Annotated in this window: 19 protein-coding genes; 6 read left to right on the top strand and 13 right to left on the bottom strand. The window is 64.7% G+C overall.

From position 1 onward, the window contains the following. The first annotated feature begins 46 nt into the window (after nt 1-46). Nucleotides 47-274 (top strand): hypothetical protein, encoded by a 228-nt coding sequence (locus HU748_RS03305; RefSeq protein ID WP_054890833.1) that lies wholly within the window; start codon nt 47-49, stop codon nt 272-274. A gap of 51 nt (nt 275-325) precedes the next feature. Here the strand turns inward: HU748_RS03305 and HU748_RS03300 are convergent, their stop codons facing one another. The 5 genes from HU748_RS03300 to HU748_RS03280 form a co-directional block, all read right to left on the bottom strand. Then, the gene (locus HU748_RS03300) at nt 326-808 is read right to left on the bottom strand and encodes a copper chaperone PCu(A)C (protein ID WP_186719169.1); all 483 of its coding nucleotides are present in this window, start codon (nt 806-808) and stop codon (nt 326-328) included. Beyond that, the gene (locus HU748_RS03295; RefSeq protein WP_054890835.1) at nt 809-1,417 is read right to left on the bottom strand and encodes an SCO family protein; all 609 of its coding nucleotides are present in this window, start codon (nt 1,415-1,417) and stop codon (nt 809-811) included. Between the two features lie 284 nt (nt 1,418-1,701). After that, on the bottom strand, nt 1,702-2,286 hold the full coding sequence (gene nfuA / locus HU748_RS03290; protein WP_063545100.1) for a Fe-S biogenesis protein NfuA: 585 nt from the start codon (nt 2,284-2,286) through the stop codon (nt 1,702-1,704). A gap of 58 nt (nt 2,287-2,344) precedes the next feature. Then, complete coding sequence (locus HU748_RS03285) at nt 2,345-3,379, bottom strand: acyltransferase (protein ID WP_186665127.1); 1,035 nt, start codon at nt 3,377-3,379, stop codon at nt 2,345-2,347. A gap of 121 nt (nt 3,380-3,500) precedes the next feature. Next, the gene (locus tag HU748_RS03280) at nt 3,501-5,801 is read right to left on the bottom strand and encodes a fatty acid cis/trans isomerase (protein WP_186708519.1); all 2,301 of its coding nucleotides are present in this window, start codon (nt 5,799-5,801) and stop codon (nt 3,501-3,503) included. Between the two features lie 173 nt (nt 5,802-5,974). Between HU748_RS03280 and metH the strand changes: the two genes are divergently transcribed. Beyond that, nucleotides 5,975-9,682, top strand: a complete 3,708-nt coding sequence (gene metH / locus HU748_RS03275) for a methionine synthase (protein ID WP_186708517.1) — start codon at nt 5,975-5,977, stop codon at nt 9,680-9,682. Between the two features lie 176 nt (nt 9,683-9,858). Here metH and HU748_RS03270 read toward each other — a convergent pair whose 3' ends face one another. Genes HU748_RS03270 through HU748_RS03250 form a run of 5 tightly spaced genes read right to left on the bottom strand, consistent with a single transcriptional unit; the run spans nt 9,859 to nt 14,295 of the window. Further along, on the bottom strand, nt 9,859-10,614 hold the full coding sequence (locus tag HU748_RS03270; protein WP_186708515.1) for an ABC transporter permease: 756 nt from the start codon (nt 10,612-10,614) through the stop codon (nt 9,859-9,861). Beyond that, nucleotides 10,614-11,819 (bottom strand): ABC transporter substrate-binding protein, encoded by a 1,206-nt coding sequence (locus HU748_RS03265; RefSeq protein ID WP_186708514.1) that lies wholly within the window; start codon nt 11,817-11,819, stop codon nt 10,614-10,616. Before HU748_RS03265 ends, HU748_RS03270 begins: the two co-directional genes overlap by 1 nt. After that, on the bottom strand, nt 11,806-12,627 hold the full coding sequence (locus HU748_RS03260) for an ABC transporter ATP-binding protein (RefSeq protein ID WP_186719167.1): 822 nt from the start codon (nt 12,625-12,627) through the stop codon (nt 11,806-11,808). Before HU748_RS03260 ends, HU748_RS03265 begins: the two co-directional genes overlap by 14 nt. After that, nucleotides 12,624-13,688, bottom strand: a complete 1,065-nt coding sequence (locus HU748_RS03255; protein ID WP_186708513.1) for an acyl-CoA dehydrogenase family protein — start codon at nt 13,686-13,688, stop codon at nt 12,624-12,626. The genes HU748_RS03260 and HU748_RS03255 overlap by 4 nt, the downstream gene beginning before the upstream one ends. 46 nt (nt 13,689-13,734) lie before the next feature. Next, complete coding sequence (locus tag HU748_RS03250) at nt 13,735-14,295, bottom strand: carboxymuconolactone decarboxylase family protein (RefSeq protein WP_186719165.1); 561 nt, start codon at nt 14,293-14,295, stop codon at nt 13,735-13,737. 102 nt (nt 14,296-14,397) lie between these two features. Here HU748_RS03250 and HU748_RS03245 point away from each other — a divergent pair, with 102 nt between their 5' ends. From HU748_RS03245 to HU748_RS03230, 4 genes are all read left to right on the top strand, one after another. After that, the gene (locus tag HU748_RS03245; RefSeq protein ID WP_186665146.1) at nt 14,398-15,312 is read left to right on the top strand and encodes an AraC family transcriptional regulator; all 915 of its coding nucleotides are present in this window, start codon (nt 14,398-14,400) and stop codon (nt 15,310-15,312) included. A gap of 219 nt (nt 15,313-15,531) precedes the next feature. Continuing rightward, on the top strand, nt 15,532-17,949 hold the full coding sequence (locus HU748_RS03240; RefSeq protein WP_186719163.1) for a glucose/quinate/shikimate family membrane-bound PQQ-dependent dehydrogenase: 2,418 nt from the start codon (nt 15,532-15,534) through the stop codon (nt 17,947-17,949). 78 nt (nt 17,950-18,027) lie between these two features. Next, nucleotides 18,028-19,278 carry a carbohydrate porin gene (locus tag HU748_RS03235; RefSeq protein ID WP_186719161.1) on the top strand — a complete coding sequence of 417 codons (1,251 nt, stop codon included), beginning with the start codon at nt 18,028-18,030 and terminating at the stop codon, nt 19,276-19,278. 111 nt (nt 19,279-19,389) lie between these two features. Further along, nucleotides 19,390-20,007 (top strand): LysE family transporter, encoded by a 618-nt coding sequence (locus HU748_RS03230; protein WP_186708510.1) that lies wholly within the window; start codon nt 19,390-19,392, stop codon nt 20,005-20,007. Nucleotides 20,008-20,010: 3 nt separating this feature from the next. Here the strand turns inward: HU748_RS03230 and HU748_RS03225 are convergent, their stop codons facing one another. The 3 genes from HU748_RS03225 to HU748_RS03215 are packed head-to-tail and all read right to left on the bottom strand — an operon-like array spanning nt 20,011 to nt 21,735. After that, nucleotides 20,011-20,412, bottom strand: a complete 402-nt coding sequence (locus tag HU748_RS03225) for a hypothetical protein (protein ID WP_186665150.1) — start codon at nt 20,410-20,412, stop codon at nt 20,011-20,013. A gap of 52 nt (nt 20,413-20,464) precedes the next feature. Next, nucleotides 20,465-21,217 carry an anti-sigma factor gene (locus tag HU748_RS03220; RefSeq protein WP_186719159.1) on the bottom strand — a complete coding sequence of 251 codons (753 nt, stop codon included), beginning with the start codon at nt 21,215-21,217 and terminating at the stop codon, nt 20,465-20,467. Next, nucleotides 21,214-21,735 (bottom strand): sigma-70 family RNA polymerase sigma factor, encoded by a 522-nt coding sequence (locus HU748_RS03215; RefSeq protein ID WP_186665152.1) that lies wholly within the window; start codon nt 21,733-21,735, stop codon nt 21,214-21,216. The genes HU748_RS03220 and HU748_RS03215 overlap by 4 nt, the downstream gene beginning before the upstream one ends.

The raw sequence follows: 21,735 nt of genomic DNA, 5'->3' as shown, positions 1-21,735 counted from the left end.
CCGCCAGCCGCTGCTACACTGAGAGGGCTGAACGGAGGATCCTGCCATGTCAGAACGAGAGCTCACCACCCTCATCACGCTGATGAACCAGCGCCAGGCCTGCCTGAGCAGCGCCTGCAAGGAAATCGCCGACTGGATCGACCGGCAGGGCGATGTGCCCTCGGCCGGCAAGATCCGCGCGAGCCTCAAGGCCCTGGAGGCCGACGAAGCCCAGGTTCGCAAGACCCTGACTTCGCTGACCATCGATCGGCCGCTGCCGCGATTCCGTAGCTGAGCGACAGCAGGCTGAAAGAACAAGGGCCGCTTTCGCGGCCCCTGTAGGTACTCAGTGCTTCATGTGCATGTGGCCGTGCCCGGCGTCCATCTCGGCGGTCAGCGGCTTGACCGGCGCTTGCACCTCAATTGTCTGCTTCTGGCCCTTGGCATCTTCGATGGTCAAGGTCAGCGGCACTTGCTGGCCTTCCTTCACCTGGTCGTTCAGGCCCATCAACATCACGTGAAAACCGTTGGGGTCGAGGGTGACCGGCTTGCCAGCCGGCAGCTCCACCGCCTTCACTTCACGCATGCCCATCACATCGCCATTCATGGTCATCTCGTGCACCTGCACGGTCTTGGCCACCGGCGAAGCCACGCCCACCAGCTTGCTGTCGGTGCTGGCGGTCAGGGTCATGAAGGCACCGGTGGACTGCTGGTGCGGTACGCTGGCGCGCACCCAGACGTCGCTTACGGTGGTGTCGGCCAGCGCCGGCAGTGCCAGGCCCAGCAGGGCGAGAGCGGCCAGGCCGCGCTTGATCGGTTGCATCGACATTCAGCAGATCTCCATCAGGGTGCGCAGGTCTTCGGCGCATTCCTGAGCATTCAGGGAATGGCCCAGACTCAGGCGCAAGGTGCCACGCGTATCGTAGACGTAGCTGGTGGACGAGTGGGAAATGGTATAGGTGTCGCCGGCAGGGACCTTCTCGTAGAACACCTTGAACTCCCTGGCCACCTCGTCGATTTCTTCCGGGGTGCCGGTGAGGGCGACGAACGAGGGGTCGAAGGCCTTGACGTAGGCGTCCAGCACTTCAGGGGTGTCACGCTCCGGGTCCAGGGTGATGAACACCACCTGGAACAGATCACGGTCACGGCCCTTGAGCAGTTTGCGGATCTGCGCGGCGCGTGCCAGCGTGGTCGGGCAGACCGCCGGGCACTGGGTGAAACCGAAGAAGATCATCGGCATCGAGCCGTAGAAGCTCGACAGGGTACGCTCGTTACCCTGAGGATCCTTGAGCTTGAACTTGCGCCCGAGGATCTCGTTGCTCATGTTCTTGCCGTACTTGAAGTCCAGGCCCCGGGCCGGGTTACAACCCGCCAGCAGGCCAAGCCCCAGTACGCCCATCCCGGCGACAACTGCGCGCCGGGTCAGTAGATCAGTCATGGAACCATCCTTTACAGGGAAGGTGCCGGCCCTCGAGCAGGGCCGGTCGAAAAACCGGGGCATTCTGGCATGACACCCCCGCACCATCCAGACGACCTCTGGCAGATCGGCCTGCAGCCCTTGATTTACGGGCTGCGGCCTGTTGTCGCAGGGCTTGAAACAGTAACACTTTGTTGCTAGGCGAAGACATTTTGGCGGGCAGCGAATGCAATCGCGGGGCAAACCCGCTTCTACAGGCACGACGCCGTACGTGTAGGAGCGAGCTTGCCCCGCGATAGGGCCTATCAGTAGTAGGCGTTCTCTTTTTGCGTGTGGTCAGTCACGTCACGCACACCCTTGAGCTCCGGGATGCGCTCGAGCAGCGTGCGCTCGATGCCATCCTTGAGGGTGACGTCCGCCTGGCCACAGCCCTGGCAGCCACCGCCGAACTGCAGCACGGCGATGCCGTCATCGACCACATCGACCAGGCTCACCTGACCGCCGTGGCTGGCAAGACCGGGGTTGATCTCGGTCTGCAGGTAGTAGTTGATGCGCTCGTTGATCGGGCTGTCTTCGTTGACCATCGGCACCTTGGCGTTCGGCGCCTTGATGGTCAGCTGGCCGCCCATGCGATCGGTGGCGTAGTCGACCAGTGCGTCTTCGAGAAACGGCTCGCTGACGGCGTCGATGTAGGCGGTAAAGCTCTTCAGACCCACGGCGGTGTCGTCAGGCTTTTCTTCGCCCGGCTTGCAGTAGGCGATACAGGTTTCGGCGTACTGGGTGCCCGGCTGGGTGATGAAAACGCGGATGCCGATCCCGGGCGTGTTCTGCTTCGAGAGCAGATCGGCCAGATAATCATGGGCGGCGTCGGTAATGGTTATAGCGCTCATGGAAGTTCCTCACAGACTTGTCGCCCAGTGTACGTCATGCCAAGCCTCGAACAAAGTCCTAGTAATTGACTCGGGATAGTGCCGGTTGCGCCTGGCGCATCCCCCGCACCCCGAACCAGGCCTTGAGACGGCGGTACAGGCCGCGCTCCAGCCACTGGTAGCTGAACCACGACATTAGTCCGATTGACGGTACGCAGAAGGCGAACACCAGATACGGATTGAGCCGCAGCCGCTGGCTGATGAACCAGCCTCCCCACAGCACCAGCACATGGGTGAGATACACCGAGTACGAACAGTCGCCCAACGCCTTGAGCACCTGATTGCCACGAAAGTACGGCTCCAGTGCGACAAAGGCCAGCACCACCATCGCACTGGGCAAGCCCCAATGCAGCAGGCGCTGCGAAGCATCGAGCTGGTACAGCGCATACCCCGCCGCCGCCAGCACCGCCAGCGGCAGCCACAGCCCCTCGCGGATCAGCCCGCGCCGATACAGCACACCCAGGCCGATGCCCAGCAGGAACTCGTAGATGATGTCGTTGTTGTAGAAGCGGCTGAGCACCCCCAGGCGCCCCAGCACCTCACTGACCAGCAGCAGCGCCGCAGTGACCAGCACCAGGTGATGACGCTGGCGCACCAGGAACGCCAGGCCGAACAACAGGTAGAAGAACATCTCGAAGTTCAGCGTCCAGCCCACATTGAGCGTGGGATAAAGCCCGTAGCCACCCGGGTTTTCCGCGGGCACGAACAACAGCGACAGCACCAGGTGCTGCCACTCGAACACCTGGTGCGGCATCCAGCGGCTGGCCACTATTAACAGCAGGGCCATGAGCAAGGTGTAGAACCAGTACGCCGGGACGATGCGCAAGGCGCGGTTGAGCAGGAATTCGCGCGGGGCGATGACTTTGTCGCGGGTCGAGAGGTAGATCACCAGGCCGCTGATGACGAAGAAGATATCGACCCCCACCGCTCCGCGCTCGGCGAGCAGGCGGCCGACGGGGCCTTTGGCATTGAAATCGAAGAAGATCTGCATGAAGTGGTGGCAAACCACCACCCAGGCGGCGAACGCCCGGAGAGCCTGAAGCGAATACAACATGGGTTGTCCTGCGGTTCTTGGTGCATTCAGGCCCGCGATGGGCTGCAACGCATCCCCGGGGCCACCCACAGGTCCGACCGCAGAATGCCGGGAAAGGTCGCACGCCTTTCCCGGCAATCGATCAGAGGTTCTCGTAGCGGTTCATGTCCAGCACGCCGGCCTCCACCGGTTCGGTTTCCTTGATGTAGGTGTTCAGGTCATGGAAGTACTGCCAGAACTGCGGATGGCTGCGGCGCACGCCCCAACGCTCGACGATACGCTCGAACTTGCCCTGGTCGTCACGCGCCGCTTCCATGTCTTCGACGAACTCCGGCACGTCGCTGGCCGGAATGTTGAAGATGAAGTTCGGATAACTGCTCAGCACCCCCGGATACAGGGTCAAGGTGTCCAGCCCCGGCTGGTAGCGGTAGGCCTCGCCCAGCAGGAAGGCAACGTTGCTGTGGGCGCGGTTGCGCAGCAGGCTGTAGACCTGACGCTGACCGCCCTGCCCTTCGATGCGCAGCATGGTTGCCTCGGGCAGTTGGCCGATCACCTTCAGCCCTGCGGCCGGACGCGACACCAGGCGGCTCAGGCTCTGCTCCACATCTCGGAACTCCTCGCTCATTTGCGGGCGCGAGCAATAGGCGCCGGTGCAGCGATTGATCGGATCGGGCGCCGCGTTCAGGCTGCCAGTGCGTTGCAGCAACTTGAGGCCGAAGTCGCGTGTGGCATTGTGCTCGTTCAGATGCAGGGCGCTTGGGGTATCGGTATCGATGTCGGTGTAGTCGAGCCACATCTTCACCTTGCCGCTGTTCTGGTACCAGTCGCTGAGGATCGCGCCGCGCTTGTCGGCCGGCATCAGGCGCAGGAAGTTGACCTCGGCACCGTTGCGGATCAGGTCGAAGTACAGGCGCGTCTGCAACTGGTGCGAGACGTTGCCGTACACGTCGAAATTGACCGCCAGCTGGTAGTAGGTGCGCTCCAGCAACGGATAGTCGAACAGCCAGATGGTCAGCGGCACGTCGCCGATCAGGCCCTTGCTCACCGAGGCGCTGTCGAAGTGGCGGAAGATGCTGAGCAAGGCGTTGTCGTTGCCTGCCCACAGCGTCGACCAACTCGGCGGCGGCATTTCGGCGTAGGCTTCGCGGCGCAGCGTCTCGTAGTCGTTGCGCTTGTCGCGGTAGGCACGCCACAGGCTCAGCACGCTGCCGACATCGTCGATCTGCCCCGGCATGGCCAGCAACGGCGTGGCCTGGCCACGGTAGGCGGCATCGGTGACGTAGCGGTCGTGGGCCGGCTCCTGGAACAGCGCCCAGAAGTTGTCGCGGATCACGTCGGTGGCGATCTGGCCACGGCACACCGGGCCACGGATGAAGGTGCGCACGAAGTACTCGGCGTTGTCGAGCATGAACTGGTAGCGCGCCACCGCCGGGATCGCCTCGAAGGTCTCGAACGGGTTGGCGCGGCGCTGCGGGCCATAGCCCGGCAGCGAGGTGGCGCGCCAGTCGCCGCTGTAGAACAGCTGCTTGACCCGCTTGAGCTTCTGCGGCCCCATCGGGTAGGTGATGTGCGTCTTGTGCACGATCACGCCCTGCACCGGGATCAACCGGTAGTAGAAGTCATTGCCCGGCGGGTCGTTGGGGCGGCGCGTGGCGATCACGTCGACCGGCTGGCCACTCGGCGTGCGCGAGCGCACCCACTGGAAGAAGTGGCCCTGCTCACCGCCGACGAAATAGATATGCGCCAGGAACAAGTGCTCGTACAGCCAGCGCCCCACCAGCGCCTCGGTGGAGCCGGGGCGGTTGAGCAGCGCCTCCCAGTCGGCGATCTGCTTCGCTTCGCTGGGGCTCGGCTGGATCGGCTGGTACTCGACCGGTGCACCGGCCGCCAGCCAGCGCTGCAGGGTCGAGTACTCCTGGTCTGTCAGCCCGGTGACCGCCAGCGGCATGCCCTCTTTCGGGTGCGCACCGGCATAGGCGTCGAACTCGTGGGGCAACGGGCACATGTTGTTGCGGTTAAGGCCCAGGACGATCTCTTCAGGCAGCTTGGCGTTGGGCGTGAGCGGCGTCTTGTGGCCCAGTTCGAGCATGCGCGCCATCAGCGCGGCCTGGCTGCCCTGGTTGTCGAGTACCGAATAGAAGCCTTTCCTGCGCCAGCCCTCTTCACTCTGAGCGTCATAGAACAGCCGCGTGGTGGCGACTGCCTGGCTGCGCTCGCCCTGGTACACCGGCACCTTGGAGGCGCCCCGCTCGGCCCCCTCGGCGCTGCCCAGGTTGAGCTGGCAAGCGGCGTCGTTGCAGGCGTGGCAGGCCACGCACTTCTGGGTGAAGATCGGTTGGATGTCACGGGTATAGGAGATGGCCGAGCTCGATTGAGGGGCCTGCGCCAACACTGCGCCGCTGACGAGCAGGGCGAAGATGGCGGCTATAAAACGATGCACCATGTGCCGTATGTCCTGGTTCTTGATAGCTGTCACGATTTGCCTTTCTGTCCCTGGGCCTGAGTCTTGGCATCACCAACATGAATCAAATTCATGCTATCGGGCGATACGTCTAAAATCCGTGCAGCTTTGTTATTATTCCGCACTTCCGATATTTGTCCGACCAGGTAGTTCTCATGTCCGACCGCAGCGCTCGTCTCCAAGCACTCCAGCATGCCCTCAAGGAGCGCATCCTGATCCTCGACGGCGGCATGGGTACTATGATCCAGAGCTACCGCCTGGAGGAAGGCGACTATCGTGGCACGCGCTTCGCCGATTGGCCAAGCGATGTGAAAGGCAATAACGACCTGCTGCTGCTCACCCGGCCCGATGTCATCGCCGCCATCGAGAAGGCTTATCTGGACGCTGGCGCCGATATTCTCGAGACCAACACCTTCAACGCCACGCAGATTTCCCAGGCCGACTACGGCATGGAAGAGCTGGTGTACGAGCTCAATGTCGAGGGCGCGCGCATCGCCCGCCAGGTGGCCGACGCCAAGACACTGGAAACGCCGGACCGTCCACGCTTCGTCGCCGGCGTGCTCGGCCCGACCAGCCGCACCTGCTCGATCTCCCCGGACGTCAACGACCCTGGCTACCGCAACGTCACCTTCGACGAGCTGGTGGAAAACTACATCGAGGCCACTCGCGGCCTGATCGAAGGCGGCGCCGACCTGATCCTGATCGAGACCATCTTCGACACCCTGAACGCCAAGGCGGCGATCTTCGCCGTGCAGCAGGTGTTCGAGGATGACGGCATCGAACTGCCGATCATGATCTCCGGCACCATCACCGATGCCTCCGGCCGCACATTGTCGGGCCAGACCACCGAAGCCTTCTGGAACTCGGTGCGTCACGCCAACCCGATCTCGGTCGGCCTGAACTGCGCCCTGGGCGCCAAGGACCTGCGTCCGTACCTGGAAGAACTGTCGACCAAGGCCGGCACCCATGTGTCCGCGCACCCCAACGCCGGCCTGCCCAACGCCTTCGGCGAATACGACGAAACCCCGGCGGAAATGGCCGCCGTGGTCGAGGAATTCGCCGCCAGCGGTTTCCTCAACATCATCGGCGGCTGCTGCGGCACCACCCCGCCGCACATCCAGGCCATCGCCGAGGCCGTGGCCAAGTACAAGCCACGGGCCATTCCGGACATCCCCAAGGCTTGCCGCCTGTCGGGCCTGGAGCCATTCACCATCGATCGCCAGTCGCTGTTCGTCAACGTCGGCGAGCGCACCAACATCACAGGTTCCGCCAAGTTCGCCCGGCTGATCCGCGAGGAGAACTATACCGAAGCCCTGGAAGTCGCCCTGCAGCAGGTCGAGGCTGGCGCCCAGGTGATCGACATCAACATGGACGAAGGGATGCTCGACTCCCAGGCCGCCATGGTCCGCTTCCTCAACCTGATCGCCGGCGAGCCGGACATCTCCCGCGTGCCGATCATGATCGACTCCTCGAAGTGGGAGGTGATCGAAGCGGGCCTCAAGTGCATCCAGGGCAAGGGCATCGTCAACTCGATCTCCATGAAGGAAGGCGTCGAGCAGTTCAAGCATCACGCCCGCCTGTGCAAACGCTACGGCGCCGCCGTGGTGGTGATGGCGTTCGACGAGGTCGGCCAGGCCGACACTGCCGCGCGCAAACGCGAGATCTGCCAGCGCAGCTACGACATCCTGGTCAACGAAGTAGGCTTCCCGCCCGAAGACATCATCTTCGACCCGAACATCTTCGCCGTTGCCACCGGCATCGAGGAACACAACAACTACGCCGTCGACTTCATCGAAGCGTGCGCCTACATCCGTGACCACCTGCCCTACGCGCTGTCCAGCGGCGGCGTGTCCAACGTGTCGTTCTCGTTCCGCGGCAACAACCCGGTGCGCGAGGCGATCCACTCGGTGTTCCTCTACCACGCCATCCAGAACGGCCTGACCATGGGTATCGTCAACGCGGGCCAGCTGGAGATCTACGACGAGATCCCGCCGGCACTGCGCGAGAAGGTCGAGGACGTGGTACTCAACCGCACCCCCGAAGGCACCGACGCCCTGCTGGCCATCGCCGACGACTACAAGGGCGGCGGCGCAGCGAAGGAAGTGGAAAACGAAGAGTGGCGCTCGATGCCCGTCGACCAGCGCCTGGAACACGCGCTGGTCAAGGGCATCACCGCCTACATCGTCGAAGACACCGAGGAGTGCCGCCAGCAGTCGGCGCGCCCCATCGAAGTCATCGAAGGGCCGCTGATGAGCGGCATGAACGTGGTCGGCGACCTGTTCGGCGCGGGCAAGATGTTCCTGCCCCAGGTGGTCAAGTCCGCACGGGTGATGAAGCAGGCGGTGGCCCACCTGATCCCGTTCATCGAGGCCGAAAAAGGCGACAAGCCCGAAGCCAAGGGCAAGATCCTCATGGCCACGGTCAAGGGCGACGTGCACGACATCGGCAAGAACATCGTCGGCGTCGTGCTGGGCTGCAACGGCTACGACATCGTCGACATGGGCGTGATGGTCCCGGCCGAGAAGATCCTGCAGACCGCCCGCGAGCAGAAGTGCGACATCATCGGCCTGTCCGGGCTGATCACCCCGTCGCTGGACGAGATGGTCCACGTCGCCCGCGAGATGCAGCGCCAGGACTTCCACCTGCCGCTGATGATCGGTGGCGCGACCACCTCCAAGGCGCACACGGCGGTGAAGATCGAACCCAAGTACGCCAACGACGCGGTGGTCTACGTCACCGACGCCTCGCGCGCCGTGGGCGTGGCCACGCAATTGCTGTCCAAGGAGCTCAAGCCTGGCTTCGTCGAGAAGACCCGCCAGGAGTACGTGGAAGTGCGCGAGCGCACCGCCAACCGCAGTGCCCGCACCGAGCGCCTGACCTACGAACAGGCGATAGCGGCCAAGCCACAGTACGACTGGGCCAGCTACCAGGCAGTGGTGCCCTCCTTCACCGGCGTCAGGGTGCTGGAAGACATCGACCTGCGCGAACTGGCCAAGTACATCGACTGGACGCCGTTCTTCATCTCCTGGGACCTGGCGGGCAAGTTCCCGCGCATCCTCACCGACGAGGTGGTCGGCGAAGCTGCTACCGCGCTGTACCAGGATGCCTGCGACATGCTCGAGAAGCTGATCGGTGAAAAACTCATCAGCGCCCGCGCGGTATTCGGCTTCTGGCCGGCCAATCAGGTCGCGCATGACGACATCGAAGTCTATGGCGACGACGGCAAGCCTCTGGCCACCCTGCACCACCTGCGCCAGCAGACCATCAAGCCCGACGGCAAGCCGAACTGGTCGCTGGCCGACTTCGTCGCACCCAAGGACAGCGGCATCAGCGACTATGTGGGCGGCTTCATCACCACCGCTGGCATCGGTGCCGAGGAAGTGGCCAAGGCCTACCAGGACAAAGGCGACGACTACAGCTCGATCATGGTCAAGGCGCTGGCCGACCGCCTGGCCGAGGCCTGCGCCGAATGGCTGCACGAGCGGGTGCGCAAGGACTACTGGGGTTATGCCAAGGACGAGCAACTGGACAACGATGCGCTGATCAAGGAGCAGTACAGCGGCATCCGCCCTGCCCCGGGCTATCCGGCGTGCCCGGATCACACCGAGAAAGAGACCCTGTTCCGTCTGCTCGATGGCACGGCCATCGGCGAAACCGGCCCCAGCGGCGTGTTCCTCACCGAACACTTCGCGATGTTCCCGGCGGCGGCGGTCAGCGGCTGGTACTTTGCCCATCCGCAGGCGCAGTACTTTGCCGTCGGCAAGGTGGAGAAGGACCAGATCGACAGCTACAGCGCCCGCAAAGGCCAGGATGTCAGCGTGAGCGAGCGCTGGCTGGCACCGAATCTGGGCTACGAAGGCTAAGCTGCGCCCACACCCTTTTGTGTGGGCGCACGTGCCTTGTCCAGCGTCTACACGCCTGCGCAGTCCTTGCATGACTAGCACCGTGGCCGGCGGCGCCGTGGTTTTATGCGGCTAACATCGTTGTCGGCTGCATGGTTGCCGCGCCGAAGCTGCAGGCGCCCGCACGCCCGAACACCTCAGGCATGCACCCAGCGCCGATGCAGCCCGCGCGCCAGTGCATCGAGCATGAAGCCCAGCACACCGATCAGCAGCACCATGGCCATCAGCTCCGAATAGGCCAGGCGGTCACGGGTGTCGAGGATGAAGTACCCCAGGCCCGCGCTGACCCCGAGCATCTCGCACGGCACCAGCACGATCCACAGGATGCCGATCGCCAGGCGCACGCCGGTCAGCACATGGCCGATCACCCCGGGGATGATCACCTTGCACAGGGTTTCCCAGCGCGTGGCACTCAAGCTGCGCGACAACTGCAACCAGCGCGGGTCGAGCTGACGCACACCCGCGGCGGTGTTGAGCAGGATCGGCCACAGTGCGGCGAACGTCAGGAGGAAGTAGATCGGCTGATCGCCCACCCCCATCAGCATCACCACCACCGGCATCCACGACAGCGGCGAGATCATCCGCAGGAACTGGAACGCCGGCGTGGTCGCCGCCTCCAGGTGCCGGTAGCTGCCCACCAGCAAACCCAGCGGCACACCGATCAGCAGCGCCAGCAGCAGGCCGATGAGGATACGCTTGAGACTCACCCAGATGTGCCCATAGACCTCGCCATGGTCGAGCAGCTCGACCAGGCTCTCCAGCGTCGCCTGGGGCGAGAAGCGCGCAGACAGGCCATCGGCCTCGCCGAACACCCGCACTCCCGCCCACCACAACAGCAACAGCACCGCCAGCCCGGCAAGGCCCAGGGCGCCATGTACGACATGCTTGCGCATCAGACCGCGAACTCCTCGCTACGCTCGAAGTTGTCGGCGATGCCGAACACCGACGGGCCTCCCACGGCGGCGATGGCGTTGCGCACGAAGCGGTCGTCCACCAAGTCGCGCGCGGTCTGCGCCGGGTCCAGTCCGGCGAGGAAGCCACTCTCGCCCTCGATCAGGGTGTTCTTCAGGCGCTTGACCAACTCCTCGGTGTAGCTGGGGAACGGGTACGGCTGGAAGTCGATGCGCTTTTCGTCCCACTGCTGATGCTGGATCGCACCGCTGGCGATGTAGCCGGCGCGGTCTTCGACCGAAGGCGCCAGGACCTTGGTCAGCACCGCCGGCTCGTGCGGGGTGTATTTGTTGGGGCCGGCCTTGGACAGCAAGGCGGCGGCCTCGGCGCGGTGATCACGGGTCCACTGCTGCGCCTTGACGATGGCATTGACCACCTTCTGCGACCACTCCGGGCGGTTGTTCAGGTCGTGCTCGTGCATGAACACCACACAGCATGCATGGTTGCGCCAGACATCGCCGGTGAAGCGCTGCACGCGCCCGACCTTGAGGTTCTCGGCCAGGGCATTGAAGGGTTCGGCGACGATGTAGCCGGCGATGCGCTTGCTGGCCAGTGCTGGCGGCATGTCCGAAGGCGGCAGCACCAGCAGGTTGACCTCGTTGGCCGCCAGTTGCGCGGTGGCAGGCTTGGACACAGGCTTCAGGCCGTTGTCACTGAGCATCTGCTGCAGCACCACGTTATGGATCGAGTACCAGAACGGAATGGCGACGGTCTTGCCACCGAGCTGCTTCATGTCGGTGATGTCCGGTGCCACGGTCAGGCCCGAGCCGCCGACGTGGTTCCAGGCCACGACCTTGGCCGGCACCTTGCTGCCGTAGCGGGCCCAGACCGTCATCGGTGACAGCAGGTGGATCACGTTGACCTGCCCGGAGATGAACGCTTCGATCACCTGCGCCCAACTGCGCAGCAGCACCGGACGCTCGGCCTTGATGCCTTCGGCCTCGAACAGGCCATTGTTGTGCGCCACCAGCAGCGGCGTGGCGTCGGTGATCGGCAGGTAGCCGATGCGTACCGGCGCGTCCGGCTCGGCGGCGGCGCGCGCCTGCAGGCTCGACAGCATCGGCAAGGCGCCGGCGGCGGTGAGCATGGCGCTGAGCTTGATGAAATCGCGACGCGAGGTGGAAGAGCAGCAATCATCCATGCACATGGGCAGGCTCCGACGACAGGGGGGAAGAAGACGTTGAGGTGGGGCGGCTCGCCTGCCGTAGGGTTTTCAGGATCTCGATGCGCAGCGCGCCCAGCTCTTCGACCCGCTGCGCGCGCGGCTGCGGCAGGTCGATATGCCATTGGCCGAGGGTGCGCGCCGGGTGGTTGCCCAGTAGCAGCACGCGATCGGACAACAGCAGGGCTTCGTCGATATCGTGGGTGATCAGCACCGCCGCGGTGTTGTGGGTGGCGATCAGTTGCAGCAGCAGTTGCTGCATGTCGGCGCGGGTCACTTCATCGAGTGCGCCGAAGGGCTCGTCCAGCAGCAGCACTTCCGGCTGGCGCGCCAGGCAGCGGGCCAGCGCCGTGCGCTGCGCCATGCCGCCCGACAACTGCGCCGGGTACTGGCTGCGCGCATGGTTCAGGCTCACCGCCTCGATGGCGTGGTCGATCCGAGCACGACGCTCGGCCGCCGCCAGCGCAGGCTGACGGGCGAAGTCGAGGCCGAAGGCAACGTTCTTTTCAAGGCTCAGCCAGGGCAACAGGCTCGGATCCTGGAAAGCAACGGCCAGACGCGGATGCGGCCCCTGCAGGGGCACGCCATGCAGGGACACCGCACCACCACCAGGCTGCTGCAGGCCAGCCAGCACGCGGAGCAGGCTGGATTTGCCGACACCGCTGGGGCCGAGAATGGTCACCACTTCGCCCGGCGACAGCTTGAGGTCGAACTGCTCCAGCACTGCCTGCCAGCCGCCCTCGCGAGGGTAGCCCAGGCTGATGGCGCGGGCTTCGAGTAACACGTCGGTCATACGTTCGCCGCCTGGCGTTGCAGTTCGGCGCGCAGTTGCACCAGGCTCGGCGTAACGATCGGCACGAATGCCGACTCGCGCCAACGCCGGGCGAAGCCTTCGCCATAGGCGGTGAGATAGGCCTTGCCGCCACTGGCCTGAAGCTCCATCTGCACCGCATCGGCGGCGCTTTCGGCCAGGGTGATGCGCAGCTTGAACAGTGCCGCTGGCTGCTTGAGGAAACGCCCGTCGAGCAGGCCCTGCTTGAGCTCGCCGACGGTATTCTCCAGGCGCTCGCGCAGCACCTGCTCGGCTTCGGCGAGGAACGAGCCGCGCCCCTGCAGGTGCTCGCGCACTTCGTCCAGGGCGCGACGGGTCAGGCCGATGGACATGCCGCACTGCAGCGCCAGGAATGCCGGACGCACCCGAGGCAGGAACTCGCGGGCGTTCTCGTGCAACAGCCAACTGCGGTCCAGCGCGACCTGGTGGAAGGCCAGCGCGGCGGTGCTGCTCGACTGCAGGCCCATCAGTTGCAGGTCGTCGGAACGCTCGAGGCCTTGGCTGTCGGACGGAATCGCCAGCACGAAGGGCGCCTGGCCCTCTTCGGCCTCGATTGCCGCCGCCACCACGAAGCCACTCTTGCGCAGGTTGGTCACCCAGTGCAGGCGGCCTTCGAGGGCCCAGCCTTCGCCCTCGGCACGCGCCTGCACTTGCAAGGCTTCGATACCTGAGAGGAATTTCATGGCGTTGGACAAGCCGGTGGCGCCGGCCAGTTCGCCGGTCAGCAGCTCGGGCAGCAACTTCTCGCGCAAGGCCTGGTTGGGGCTGTGCAGCAGGTATTCGATGAAGGCCCGCTGCCCCCAGCAGACGAAGGCCGAGGCCAGCGAGCGACTGGCGATGGCGGCGATGGCCTCCACCGCGTCGGTAACGTCACCGCCCGAGCCGCCAAGTGCCGGATCGACGCCAACCCGCAGCAACTGCGACTCGGCGATGTGGGCCAGCACCAGGTGCGGGTCGCACTGGCCCTGGTCGATTGCCTCGGCATTGGCATCCAGCCATTGTCGAAATGCAGAATCAAGCATGTCCCTACTCCTTTTAAAACGCCGGCGTGCCGGCACCGGGCGTGGATTACGCCGAAGGCTGCCAGCGGTACTTGCTCAGCTCGTCGTTGAGCGGCGTCTGGGCGAACACATTAGCAAAGTTGCACAGGGTTGCGAGGCTCACGCCCAGAATCACTTCCAGGGCATTGCCTTCGGTAAAGCCGGCATCGCGGAAGGCCTGGTAGGTGGCATCGCTGACATTGCCGCGGGTGGCGATGACTTCACGGGCGAACTCGGCCAGGGTTTCGTAGCGTGCATCAGGCAGCTCGCCACGCGCACGCAGGGCATCGACCACCTCTTGCGGCAGCTTGGCCTTGTTCAGGGCAACTGCCGTGTGGCCGGCAACGCAGAAGTCGCAACCGTGCTTGGTGGCCGCAATCAGTTGCACCACTTCGCGCTCGGCCAGGGTCAGCTCGGACTTGCCGTTGATGGCCGAAACCGTGACATAGGTTTCCAGGGCCGCCGGGGCGTTGGCCAGAATACCCAGCAGGTTGGGGATGAAGCCGGAGTTCTTCTGGGCGTTTTCGAGGTAGGGACGTGCAGCTTCCGGGGCGCTCTGCAGAGTGTGTAGAGTAATGCGCGAGGACATGGAGTAGTCTCCTTTGATGTGTGTCCGTACAGTCTGTTGGTTATAAGAAGTAGCATCCATATTCATCAGTCGCCTTTCCTTGCTCCTGAGTCTTTGCATTAGATGATTTCGTCCAGCCATCTTGTCGATTGGTTATTAGAGGGCCTGGAGCTCGACGCCAGCCTCTTTCATGTCGGCCGCTACTGCGGCGGCTGGCACGCCAGCACCCAGGGCATGGGCCGGGCCAGCTTCCACCTGGTGGTTCAGGGGCACTGCTGGCTGCACATCGACGGGCAACCGGAGCCGATCCGCCTGGACAGCGGTGATGCGGTGTTTTTGCTGCGCGACCTGGCCTACAGGCTCTCCAGCGACGCCGACCCCGTCGATGCCTGCGCCCAGCCGCGGCGCACCATGCAGGCGCTGGACCTCGACGCAGGGGATGGCGTGGGCCTGGTGTGCGGCTTCTTCCAGTTCCAGTCGGGGCTGTCGTCGCTGATCGTCGAAGGGCTGGCCGACTGGATCCTGCTGCGGGCCGACGATCCGGCCGGCAGCGCCGCGCGAGCGCTCTTCGAGCTGATCCTGGAAGAATGTCGCCGCCAGCCGACACCCTCGCAGACCTTGCTCGAACGCCTGACCCACCTGCTGTTCCTCTACGTGCTGCGTCAGCAAGTCAATGGCGGCCAGTCGCTCGGCGGGCTGATCGCCCTCGCCCGCCAGCCGGCCTTTGCCGGCCTGCTCGAACGCCTGATCGAAGACCCGGGCCAGGCCTGGTCGCTGGAGAGCATGGCGGCCTGCACCGGGCTGTCGCGCTCGGCGTTCTTCAAGCGTTTCAACGAACTGGCCGGGCAATCGCCGGGCCAGGTGCTGCTGGCCCTGCGCATGCGGCATGCCTGCCAGTTGCTGCGCGCAGGCAATACCGTGGAACAGGTCGGCGCCCAGGCGGGCTACCAATCGGTGGCGGCCTTCACCCGGGCATTCGCCAAGGCAATCGGCATGCAACCGGGTGCCTACCGCAAGCAACACGAACCCAGGCGCTGATTCCGACGTACCGCTGACTTGCGAATACGACCTTGGTCGAATGCGCAAACAATGCCAATTGCCTGAATTTATCTGCATATAACCGCCATATTCACGACAAATCGCGGAAAAAAGCTTGTAAACACCTGCGACAATCCGTCACCCAATAAAATGTACCAACTTGTTAATTAGCTTGCTAAGGGCTTAGACTTCGCGCATTCCACCTGCGAGATCCCTGGCATGAACGACACACCCCGCGCCTCTGGCGCCTCCACATTCCTTCTGGTCGGGCTGGGCGTCATCATCGCCCTGCTCGGCATGCTCCTGGCCGCGGGCGGCGTCAAGCTGGCCGGCCTGGGCGGCTCCTGGTACTTCCTGATCGGCGGCCTGGTGATGGCCATTGCCGGCCTGCTCATCGCCCATCGCAAGCCAGCCGGCGCCTGGCTCTACGCCGTGTTTCTGCTCGGCACCTTCATCTGGGCACTGGCCGATGCGGGCCTGGTATTCTGGCCGCTGTTCTCGCGGCTGTTCATGTTCGGCGTCATCGGCCTGGTGGTCGCGCTGGTCTATCCACTGTTGGTGCGTGCCAATGGCGGCAGTGCCGGTCGTCGCGCCTATGCCCTGGCTGCAGCACTGGCAGTGGTGCTGGCCATTGCCGCAGGCAACATGTTCGTCGCTCACCCCAGCGTCGCACCGACCGGCAATGGTCCGGGCCTGACCGCCGTGGAACCGGGCAAGGCGCAGAAGGACTGGGCGCACTACGGCAACACCGAAGGCGGCAGCCGTTTCGCCGCGCTGGATCAGATCAACCGCGCCAACGTCGACAAGCTCAAGGTGGCCTGGACCTACCACACCGGTGATGTCGCGATCAGCGACGGCAACGGCGCCGAAGACCAGCTCACCCCGCTGCAGGTCGGCGACAAGGTGTTCATCTGCACCCCGCACAACAACCTGATCGCCCTGGATGCCGACACCGGCAAGGAACTCTGGAAAAACGCCATCAACGCGCAGTCCAAGGTCTGGCAGCGCTGCCGTGGCCTGGCCTACTTCGATGCCACCGCGCCGATCGTCCAGCCAACCCAACCGCACAGTTCGCCGATCACCGTTGCCACGCTGCCGGCGGGTGCCAACTGCCAGCGTCGCCTGCTGACCAACACCATTGACGGCCGCCTGATCGCGGTGGATGCCGACACCGGCGCCTTCTGCGAAGGCTTCGGCAACAACGGCCAGGTCGACCTCAAGGCCGGCCTTGGCGATGTCCCGGATTCCTACTACCAGCTCTCCTCCGCGCCGCTGATGGCGGGTACCACCGTGGTGGTCGGTGGGCGGGTCGCCGACAACGTCCAGACCGACATGCCCGGCGGTGTACTGCGCGGCTTCGACGTGATCACCGGGCAGATGCGCTGGGCCTTCGACCCAGGCAATCCGCAGGACCGCAACGCCCCTGCCGACGGCAGCACCTACGTGCGCAGCACCCCCAACAGCTGGGCACCGATGTCGTACGATCCGGCGATGAACACGGTATTCCTGCCGATGGGTTCCTCCTCCACCGACATCTATGGCGTGGAGCGCAGCAAGCTCGACCACACCTATGGCGCCTCAGTGCTGGCGCTGGATGCCACCACCGGCAACCAGAAGTGGGTCTACCAGACCGTGCACAACGACCTCTGGGACTTCGACCTGCCGATGCAACCCAGCCTGATCGACTTCACCAAGGACGACGGCAGTACCGTGCCGGCCGTCGTGATCGGCACCAAGGCCGGGCAGATCTACGTGCTCGACCGCGCCACCGGCACACCGCTGACCCAGGTCGATGAAGTCCCGGTCAAGCCGAGCAACATCCCTAACGAGCCCTATTCCCCGACCCAACCCAAGTCTGTCGGCATGCCGCAGATCGGCGCGCAGACGCTGACCGAGTCGGACATGTGGGGCGCCACCCCGTACGATCAACTGCTGTGCCGCATCGACTTCAAGAAGATGCGCTACGACGGCCTGTACACCGCACCGGGCACCGACCTGTCGCTGAGCTTCCCAGGCTCGCTGGGCGGCATGAACTGGGGCAGCCTTTCGACTGATCCGGTGCACGGCTTCATTTTCGTCAATGACATGCGCCTGGGCCTGTGGATCCAGATGATCCCTTCGCAGAACAGTGGCCAGGCAGCCTCCGGTGGCGAGGCACTGAACACTGGCATGGGCGCCGTGCCCCTCAAGGGCACACCTTACGCGGTGAACAAGAACCGCTTCCTGTCGGTGGCCGGCATCCCCTGCCAGGCGCCGCCGTTCGGCACCCTCACCGCGATCGACATGAAGACCCGACAGATCGCCTGGCAGGTGCCGGTCGGCACCGTCGAGGACACCGGCCCCCTGGGCATCCGCATGCACCTGCCGATCAAGATCGGCCTGCCGACGCTGGGCGGCACCCTGTCCACCCAAGGCGGCCTGGTGTTCATCGCCGGCACCCAGGATTTCTACCTGCGTGCCTACGACAGCAGCAACGGCAACGAGATCTGGAAGGCGCGCCTGCCGGTCGGCAGCCAGGGCGGGCCGATGACCTACGTATCGCCCAAGACCGGCAAGCAGTACGTGGTGATCACCGCCGGTGGCGCGCGACAGTCGACTGACCGTGGCGACTATGTGATTTCGTACGCCCTGCCGTAGACCGCGTTGCCCCCTTCGCGTGCAAGTCGCTGCGGCCTGCGCGCGAAGGGGCCCTCACAGACCATCCGAGACCCTGCAATGTCCCCCGCTTTTCGCTTGACCCCTCTTGTCTTCGCCCTGACCAGCACCGCTTCGCTCGCCGCCGACAACACCCTGACCGGTGACTGGGGCGGCCTGCGCCAGCAACTGGAAGAAGACGGCATCCACATCACCGGCGACTACAGCGGCGAAACCGCCTACAACGCCCACGGCGGCCTGCACCGCTCGGCGCGCTACTCGCAGAACCTCAAGTTGGGCGTGCAGTTCGACCTGTCGAAACTGTATGGCCTGGACAACGGCGGCAAGGTCCAGTTGACGGTCAACGACCGCCGTGGCAACAGCGCCTCCGAAGACCTGGTCGGCAACCGTCTGCCGATCCAGGAGAACTACGGCGGTCTCTATACCCGCCTCACCGAACTGAGCTACGAGCGCAGCCTGTTCACCCCGGCCTTGAATCTCAAGCTCGGCTACATGGCCATGGGCAACGACCTCGGCGGCCTGGACAGCGGCATCCTGTGCAATTTCATGAATGCCGGTTTCTGCGGCCATCCGCTGAACATGTCCGGTGGCAGCGGCTGGACCAACTACCCCAACGCGCACCTCGGCGCCCGGGTCAAATACGATCTCTCGCCCTCCTGGCAACTGCGCGTGGCGGCCTTCAACGTCGATCCGCAAAGCAACGGCAACTCCAGCCGCGCCTGGCACCTGGGGCCCAAGCACAGCACAGGCACCGTGGTGCCAGTCGAGCTGGTGTACAAGCACCTGGGCGAACTGCCGGGCGAGTACAAGCTGGGCTATTACTACGACAGCTCCAACGTCAAACGTATCGGCAACGACCAGGACGTGGCCGGACGCAGCGGCCACTACCTGCTGGTCGACCAGGCGCTGTGGAACGACCCAGCCTCCGCGGGTCGTAGCCTGCATGCGTTCGGCCAATATTCGGCGTCGAGCAAGGCCGCCTCGCCCTTCACCCGCTGGTATGGCGCAGGCTTGGTGTTGTACAAGCCCTTCGAAGGACGCCCGCGCGACACCCTGGCTTTAGGCTATGGACGGGCGGTGCCGAACCCGCGCAGCCGTCAATTGCTGGAAGCGACCGCGTTCGATGCCGGGCGCGACTTCCCCAACCTGGACAGCGCCGAGCAGTTGATCGAACTCAGCTATGGCTACCAGGCCACCGCATGGCTGAACCTGCGTCCGGATGTGCAGTACATCATCGAACCTGGCGCCTTCTCCGGGGAAGCCATCGACAACGCACTGGTCGTAGGGCTGCAGGTCAAGGCGACGTTCTGACAGAGCCGACACGCTCCTGCACGGTAGGGCGCAATTCATGACCGGCCGCTATGCAAGCCGAGCGGAAAGTGGCATATATCCTGGCATCCCCATCCCCAGGAGAACTGCCCCATGCTCGGCGTAACCGACTACGGCGCCTTCGTCATCGCCTTCATCGTCCTCCTGGCCATTCCCGGCCCCGGCAACTTCGCCCTGATCACCGCCACCGGCAAGGGCGGGATCAAGGGTGGCCTGGCGGCGACTCTCGGGGTGATTCTTGGCGACCAGGTGCTGATGTGGCTGGCCGTTGCTGGCGTCGCCACCCTGCTCGCCGCCTACCCGGCCGCCTTTCACGTCGTGCAGTGGGCGGGCGCCGCCTACCTGGCCTGGCTTGGCCTGCGCATGGTGCTGAGCAAGCCCGGCACTGCGCCGCGTGAAAGCCGGATGGACAGCGGCCACTACCTGCGCCAGACCATGATGATCACCCTGCTCAACCCCAAGGCGATCATGTTCTACATGGCCTTCTTCCCGCTGTTCATCGATCCGGTGCAGCATCAGGGCTTCATCACCTTCGCCTTCATGGCAGTGACGGTCGCCGGGCTGACCTTCCTCTACGGCCTGGTCGCGGTGCTGCTGACCCACCACCTGGCCGAGCGTATGCGCGCCAACCCGCGGGTGTCCAACCTGCTCGAGCGACTGGCCGGTGCCTGCCTGGTCGGGTTTGGCATCAAGCTGGCGGCGATGCGCTGAGACTCAGGCGCCGCCGAGCAGGTCATGGGCATCGAGCAGCCGGAAGGCCACTTCCGGATTGCGCTCCAGGCCCTTGCGAATGGCAGCCGGGATCGACTGGCGGGTCTTGCGGCACAGGCCTGGCTGGTCGTCCAGCTCGATGACGAAGCCGCGCATGGTACGTACCTCGTTGTAGCCTGGTGCGATATGCACGCCAATGCCCAATTGCTCAAAGAGGCGTGACTGCAGGTGCTGCAGGTCTTCCAGGCTCTTGAGGTTTTCCAGACGTTCGAGCAGGCGTTTTTCCTCCTGGCGGGTCAGCAGGAGGATACGTTGGGCCTGGGGTGGGTGCGCGTGCAACTGCTCGCGCCCGCAATCACAGGCGCCGGGAGGGCAAGGTTGGCGCAAGGCAGGTGTGCTGGACATGGGCCAAGCATAGCGCTTTCAAATGAATGTTCGCCTCCCCTGGCCATCGGCGCTAGAGACTGACCCCCAGGACCTTGCGCACCTGCTCGCTACGGGTATCATCCGCCGCGCTGACCAGGGCGAAATTGTAGTCGCCATGGGACCAGTAGCGCGCCTCGAGCTGCCCATCGACCCGCTGCCCGCTGGGCATCTGCTCGTAACGCCCGCCTGGCGAGCGCATGAACAGGCTGATGCGCTCGCCTTTTGCGTCCTGGAACACCAGCAATGCCGCCGGGCCGTCCTCGTTGGCCAGCAGACGTGCGCCCACCGGCTGGAAGCCGTATCCGCTGAGGTCCGGCACCTGGCCGACCCGGTTGAAATGCCGCCCCAGCCACGACTGCAACTGTGCGGGGTCATCGGCCTGGACATCGAGGGCCTTGGCATCGGCGAACAGCTTGTGTGCCTGCACCGCGTCGGCCATCGGCATATCGCCCGCCAGCATCGTCGATTCACGTGCCTGCCAGCCCCCAAGCCCGCCAACCCCCAACGCCAGCAACAGGACTGCAGCCGACGCGAAGCGCTGCTGGCGGCGTTGACGCACACGCCGCCGCAGATGGGCCAGTTCCAGTTGCGGATTGTGTGGCATGTCGTTGAAACCGGCGAGCGCCGCACGCAGGCGCCGGGCATCGCTGCGCCAGGCCTCGATCCGTGCGGCCTGCTCCGGATTGGCCGCCAGCCAGGCCTCGACCTCGGCCCGGCGCACCGGCTCCAGGCGCTCGTCGACGTAGGCATGCAGCTCTTGCTCGGTGGGAATCAGGCGAGTCATTTCAGTCTCCGCAAGGCCGGGGACGATGGCTTGCCCTCGGTCAGTTCACGCAACGCGGCACGGGCGCGCGACAAGCGCGACATGACTGTGCCGATCGGAATATCCAGGGCCTGAGCGACCTCCTTGTAGCTCAAGCCCTCGACGCTGACCAGCAGCAACAGCGCGCGCTGCTCGCTGGGCAGGCGGGCGAAGGCCTGCAGGTCGGCCTGGGCCAGCACGATACTCTCGGTCTCGTAGCCCAGCGGCTCCTCGGCCTGCCCGCCGCGACCGAACCAGTTCAACCAGCGCGAGTGCAGGCGATCGCGGCGCTTGCCGTCGAGAAACAGCCGGTAGAGGATGGTGAACAACCAGGCACGCCGGTTCTGTTCCTCTCGCTGCTGGGCGCTGCGGGTGAGCGCACGCTCCACGGTGGCCTGGACCAGGTCGTCGGCACTGCCGCTTTCGCGGGTCAGCCACAAGGCGAAGCGCCGCAGGCTCTGCAGCAGTTCGCGCCATTGTTGTTCATCCAGGTCATGCAT

The organism is Pseudomonas sp. RW3S2 (genome assembly GCF_014268955.1).
Lineage (GTDB): Bacteria > Pseudomonadota > Gammaproteobacteria > Pseudomonadales > Pseudomonadaceae > Aquipseudomonas > Aquipseudomonas wayambapalatensis.
Note: the sequence above shows the minus strand (reverse complement) of the source record. Positions and strands in the feature narration are given on the sequence as shown.

Bases quoted from the DNA above. Each gene is read 5' to 3' on its own strand.
- HU748_RS03230 (WP_186708510.1), top strand. From the start codon at position 19,390: ATGCTCGGCGTAACCGACTACGGCGCCTTCGTCATCGCCTTCATCGTC.
- HU748_RS03265 (WP_186708514.1), bottom strand. From the start codon at position 11,819: ATGTGCATGGATGATTGCTGCTCTTCCACCTCGCGTCGCGATTTCATC.
- HU748_RS03240 (WP_186719163.1), top strand. From the start codon at position 15,532: ATGAACGACACACCCCGCGCCTCTGGCGCCTCCACATTCCTTCTGGTC.
- metH (WP_186708517.1), top strand. From the start codon at position 5,975: ATGTCCGACCGCAGCGCTCGTCTCCAAGCACTCCAGCATGCCCTCAAG.
- HU748_RS03255 (WP_186708513.1), bottom strand. From the start codon at position 13,688: ATGCTTGATTCTGCATTTCGACAATGGCTGGATGCCAATGCCGAGGCA.
- HU748_RS03295 (WP_054890835.1), bottom strand. From the start codon at position 1,417: ATGACTGATCTACTGACCCGGCGCGCAGTTGTCGCCGGGATGGGCGTA.
- HU748_RS03300 (WP_186719169.1), bottom strand. From the start codon at position 808: ATGTCGATGCAACCGATCAAGCGCGGCCTGGCCGCTCTCGCCCTGCTG.
- HU748_RS03235 (WP_186719161.1), top strand. From the start codon at position 18,028: ATGTCCCCCGCTTTTCGCTTGACCCCTCTTGTCTTCGCCCTGACCAGC.
- HU748_RS03280 (WP_186708519.1), bottom strand. From the start codon at position 5,801: ATGGTGCATCGTTTTATAGCCGCCATCTTCGCCCTGCTCGTCAGCGGC.
- HU748_RS03220 (WP_186719159.1), bottom strand. From the start codon at position 21,217: ATGACTCGCCTGATTCCCACCGAGCAAGAGCTGCATGCCTACGTCGAC.
- HU748_RS03260 (WP_186719167.1), bottom strand. From the start codon at position 12,627: ATGACCGACGTGTTACTCGAAGCCCGCGCCATCAGCCTGGGCTACCCT.
- HU748_RS03285 (WP_186665127.1), bottom strand. From the start codon at position 3,379: ATGTTGTATTCGCTTCAGGCTCTCCGGGCGTTCGCCGCCTGGGTGGTG.
- HU748_RS03250 (WP_186719165.1), bottom strand. From the start codon at position 14,295: ATGTCCTCGCGCATTACTCTACACACTCTGCAGAGCGCCCCGGAAGCT.
- nfuA (WP_063545100.1), bottom strand. From the start codon at position 2,286: ATGAGCGCTATAACCATTACCGACGCCGCCCATGATTATCTGGCCGAT.
- HU748_RS03270 (WP_186708515.1), bottom strand. From the start codon at position 10,614: ATGCGCAAGCATGTCGTACATGGCGCCCTGGGCCTTGCCGGGCTGGCG.
- HU748_RS03305 (WP_054890833.1), top strand. From the start codon at position 47: ATGTCAGAACGAGAGCTCACCACCCTCATCACGCTGATGAACCAGCGC.
- HU748_RS03225 (WP_186665150.1), bottom strand. From the start codon at position 20,412: ATGTCCAGCACACCTGCCTTGCGCCAACCTTGCCCTCCCGGCGCCTGT.
- HU748_RS03245 (WP_186665146.1), top strand. From the start codon at position 14,398: ATGATTTCGTCCAGCCATCTTGTCGATTGGTTATTAGAGGGCCTGGAG.
- HU748_RS03215 (WP_186665152.1), bottom strand. From the start codon at position 21,735: ATGCATGACCTGGATGAACAACAATGGCGCGAACTGCTGCAGAGCCTG.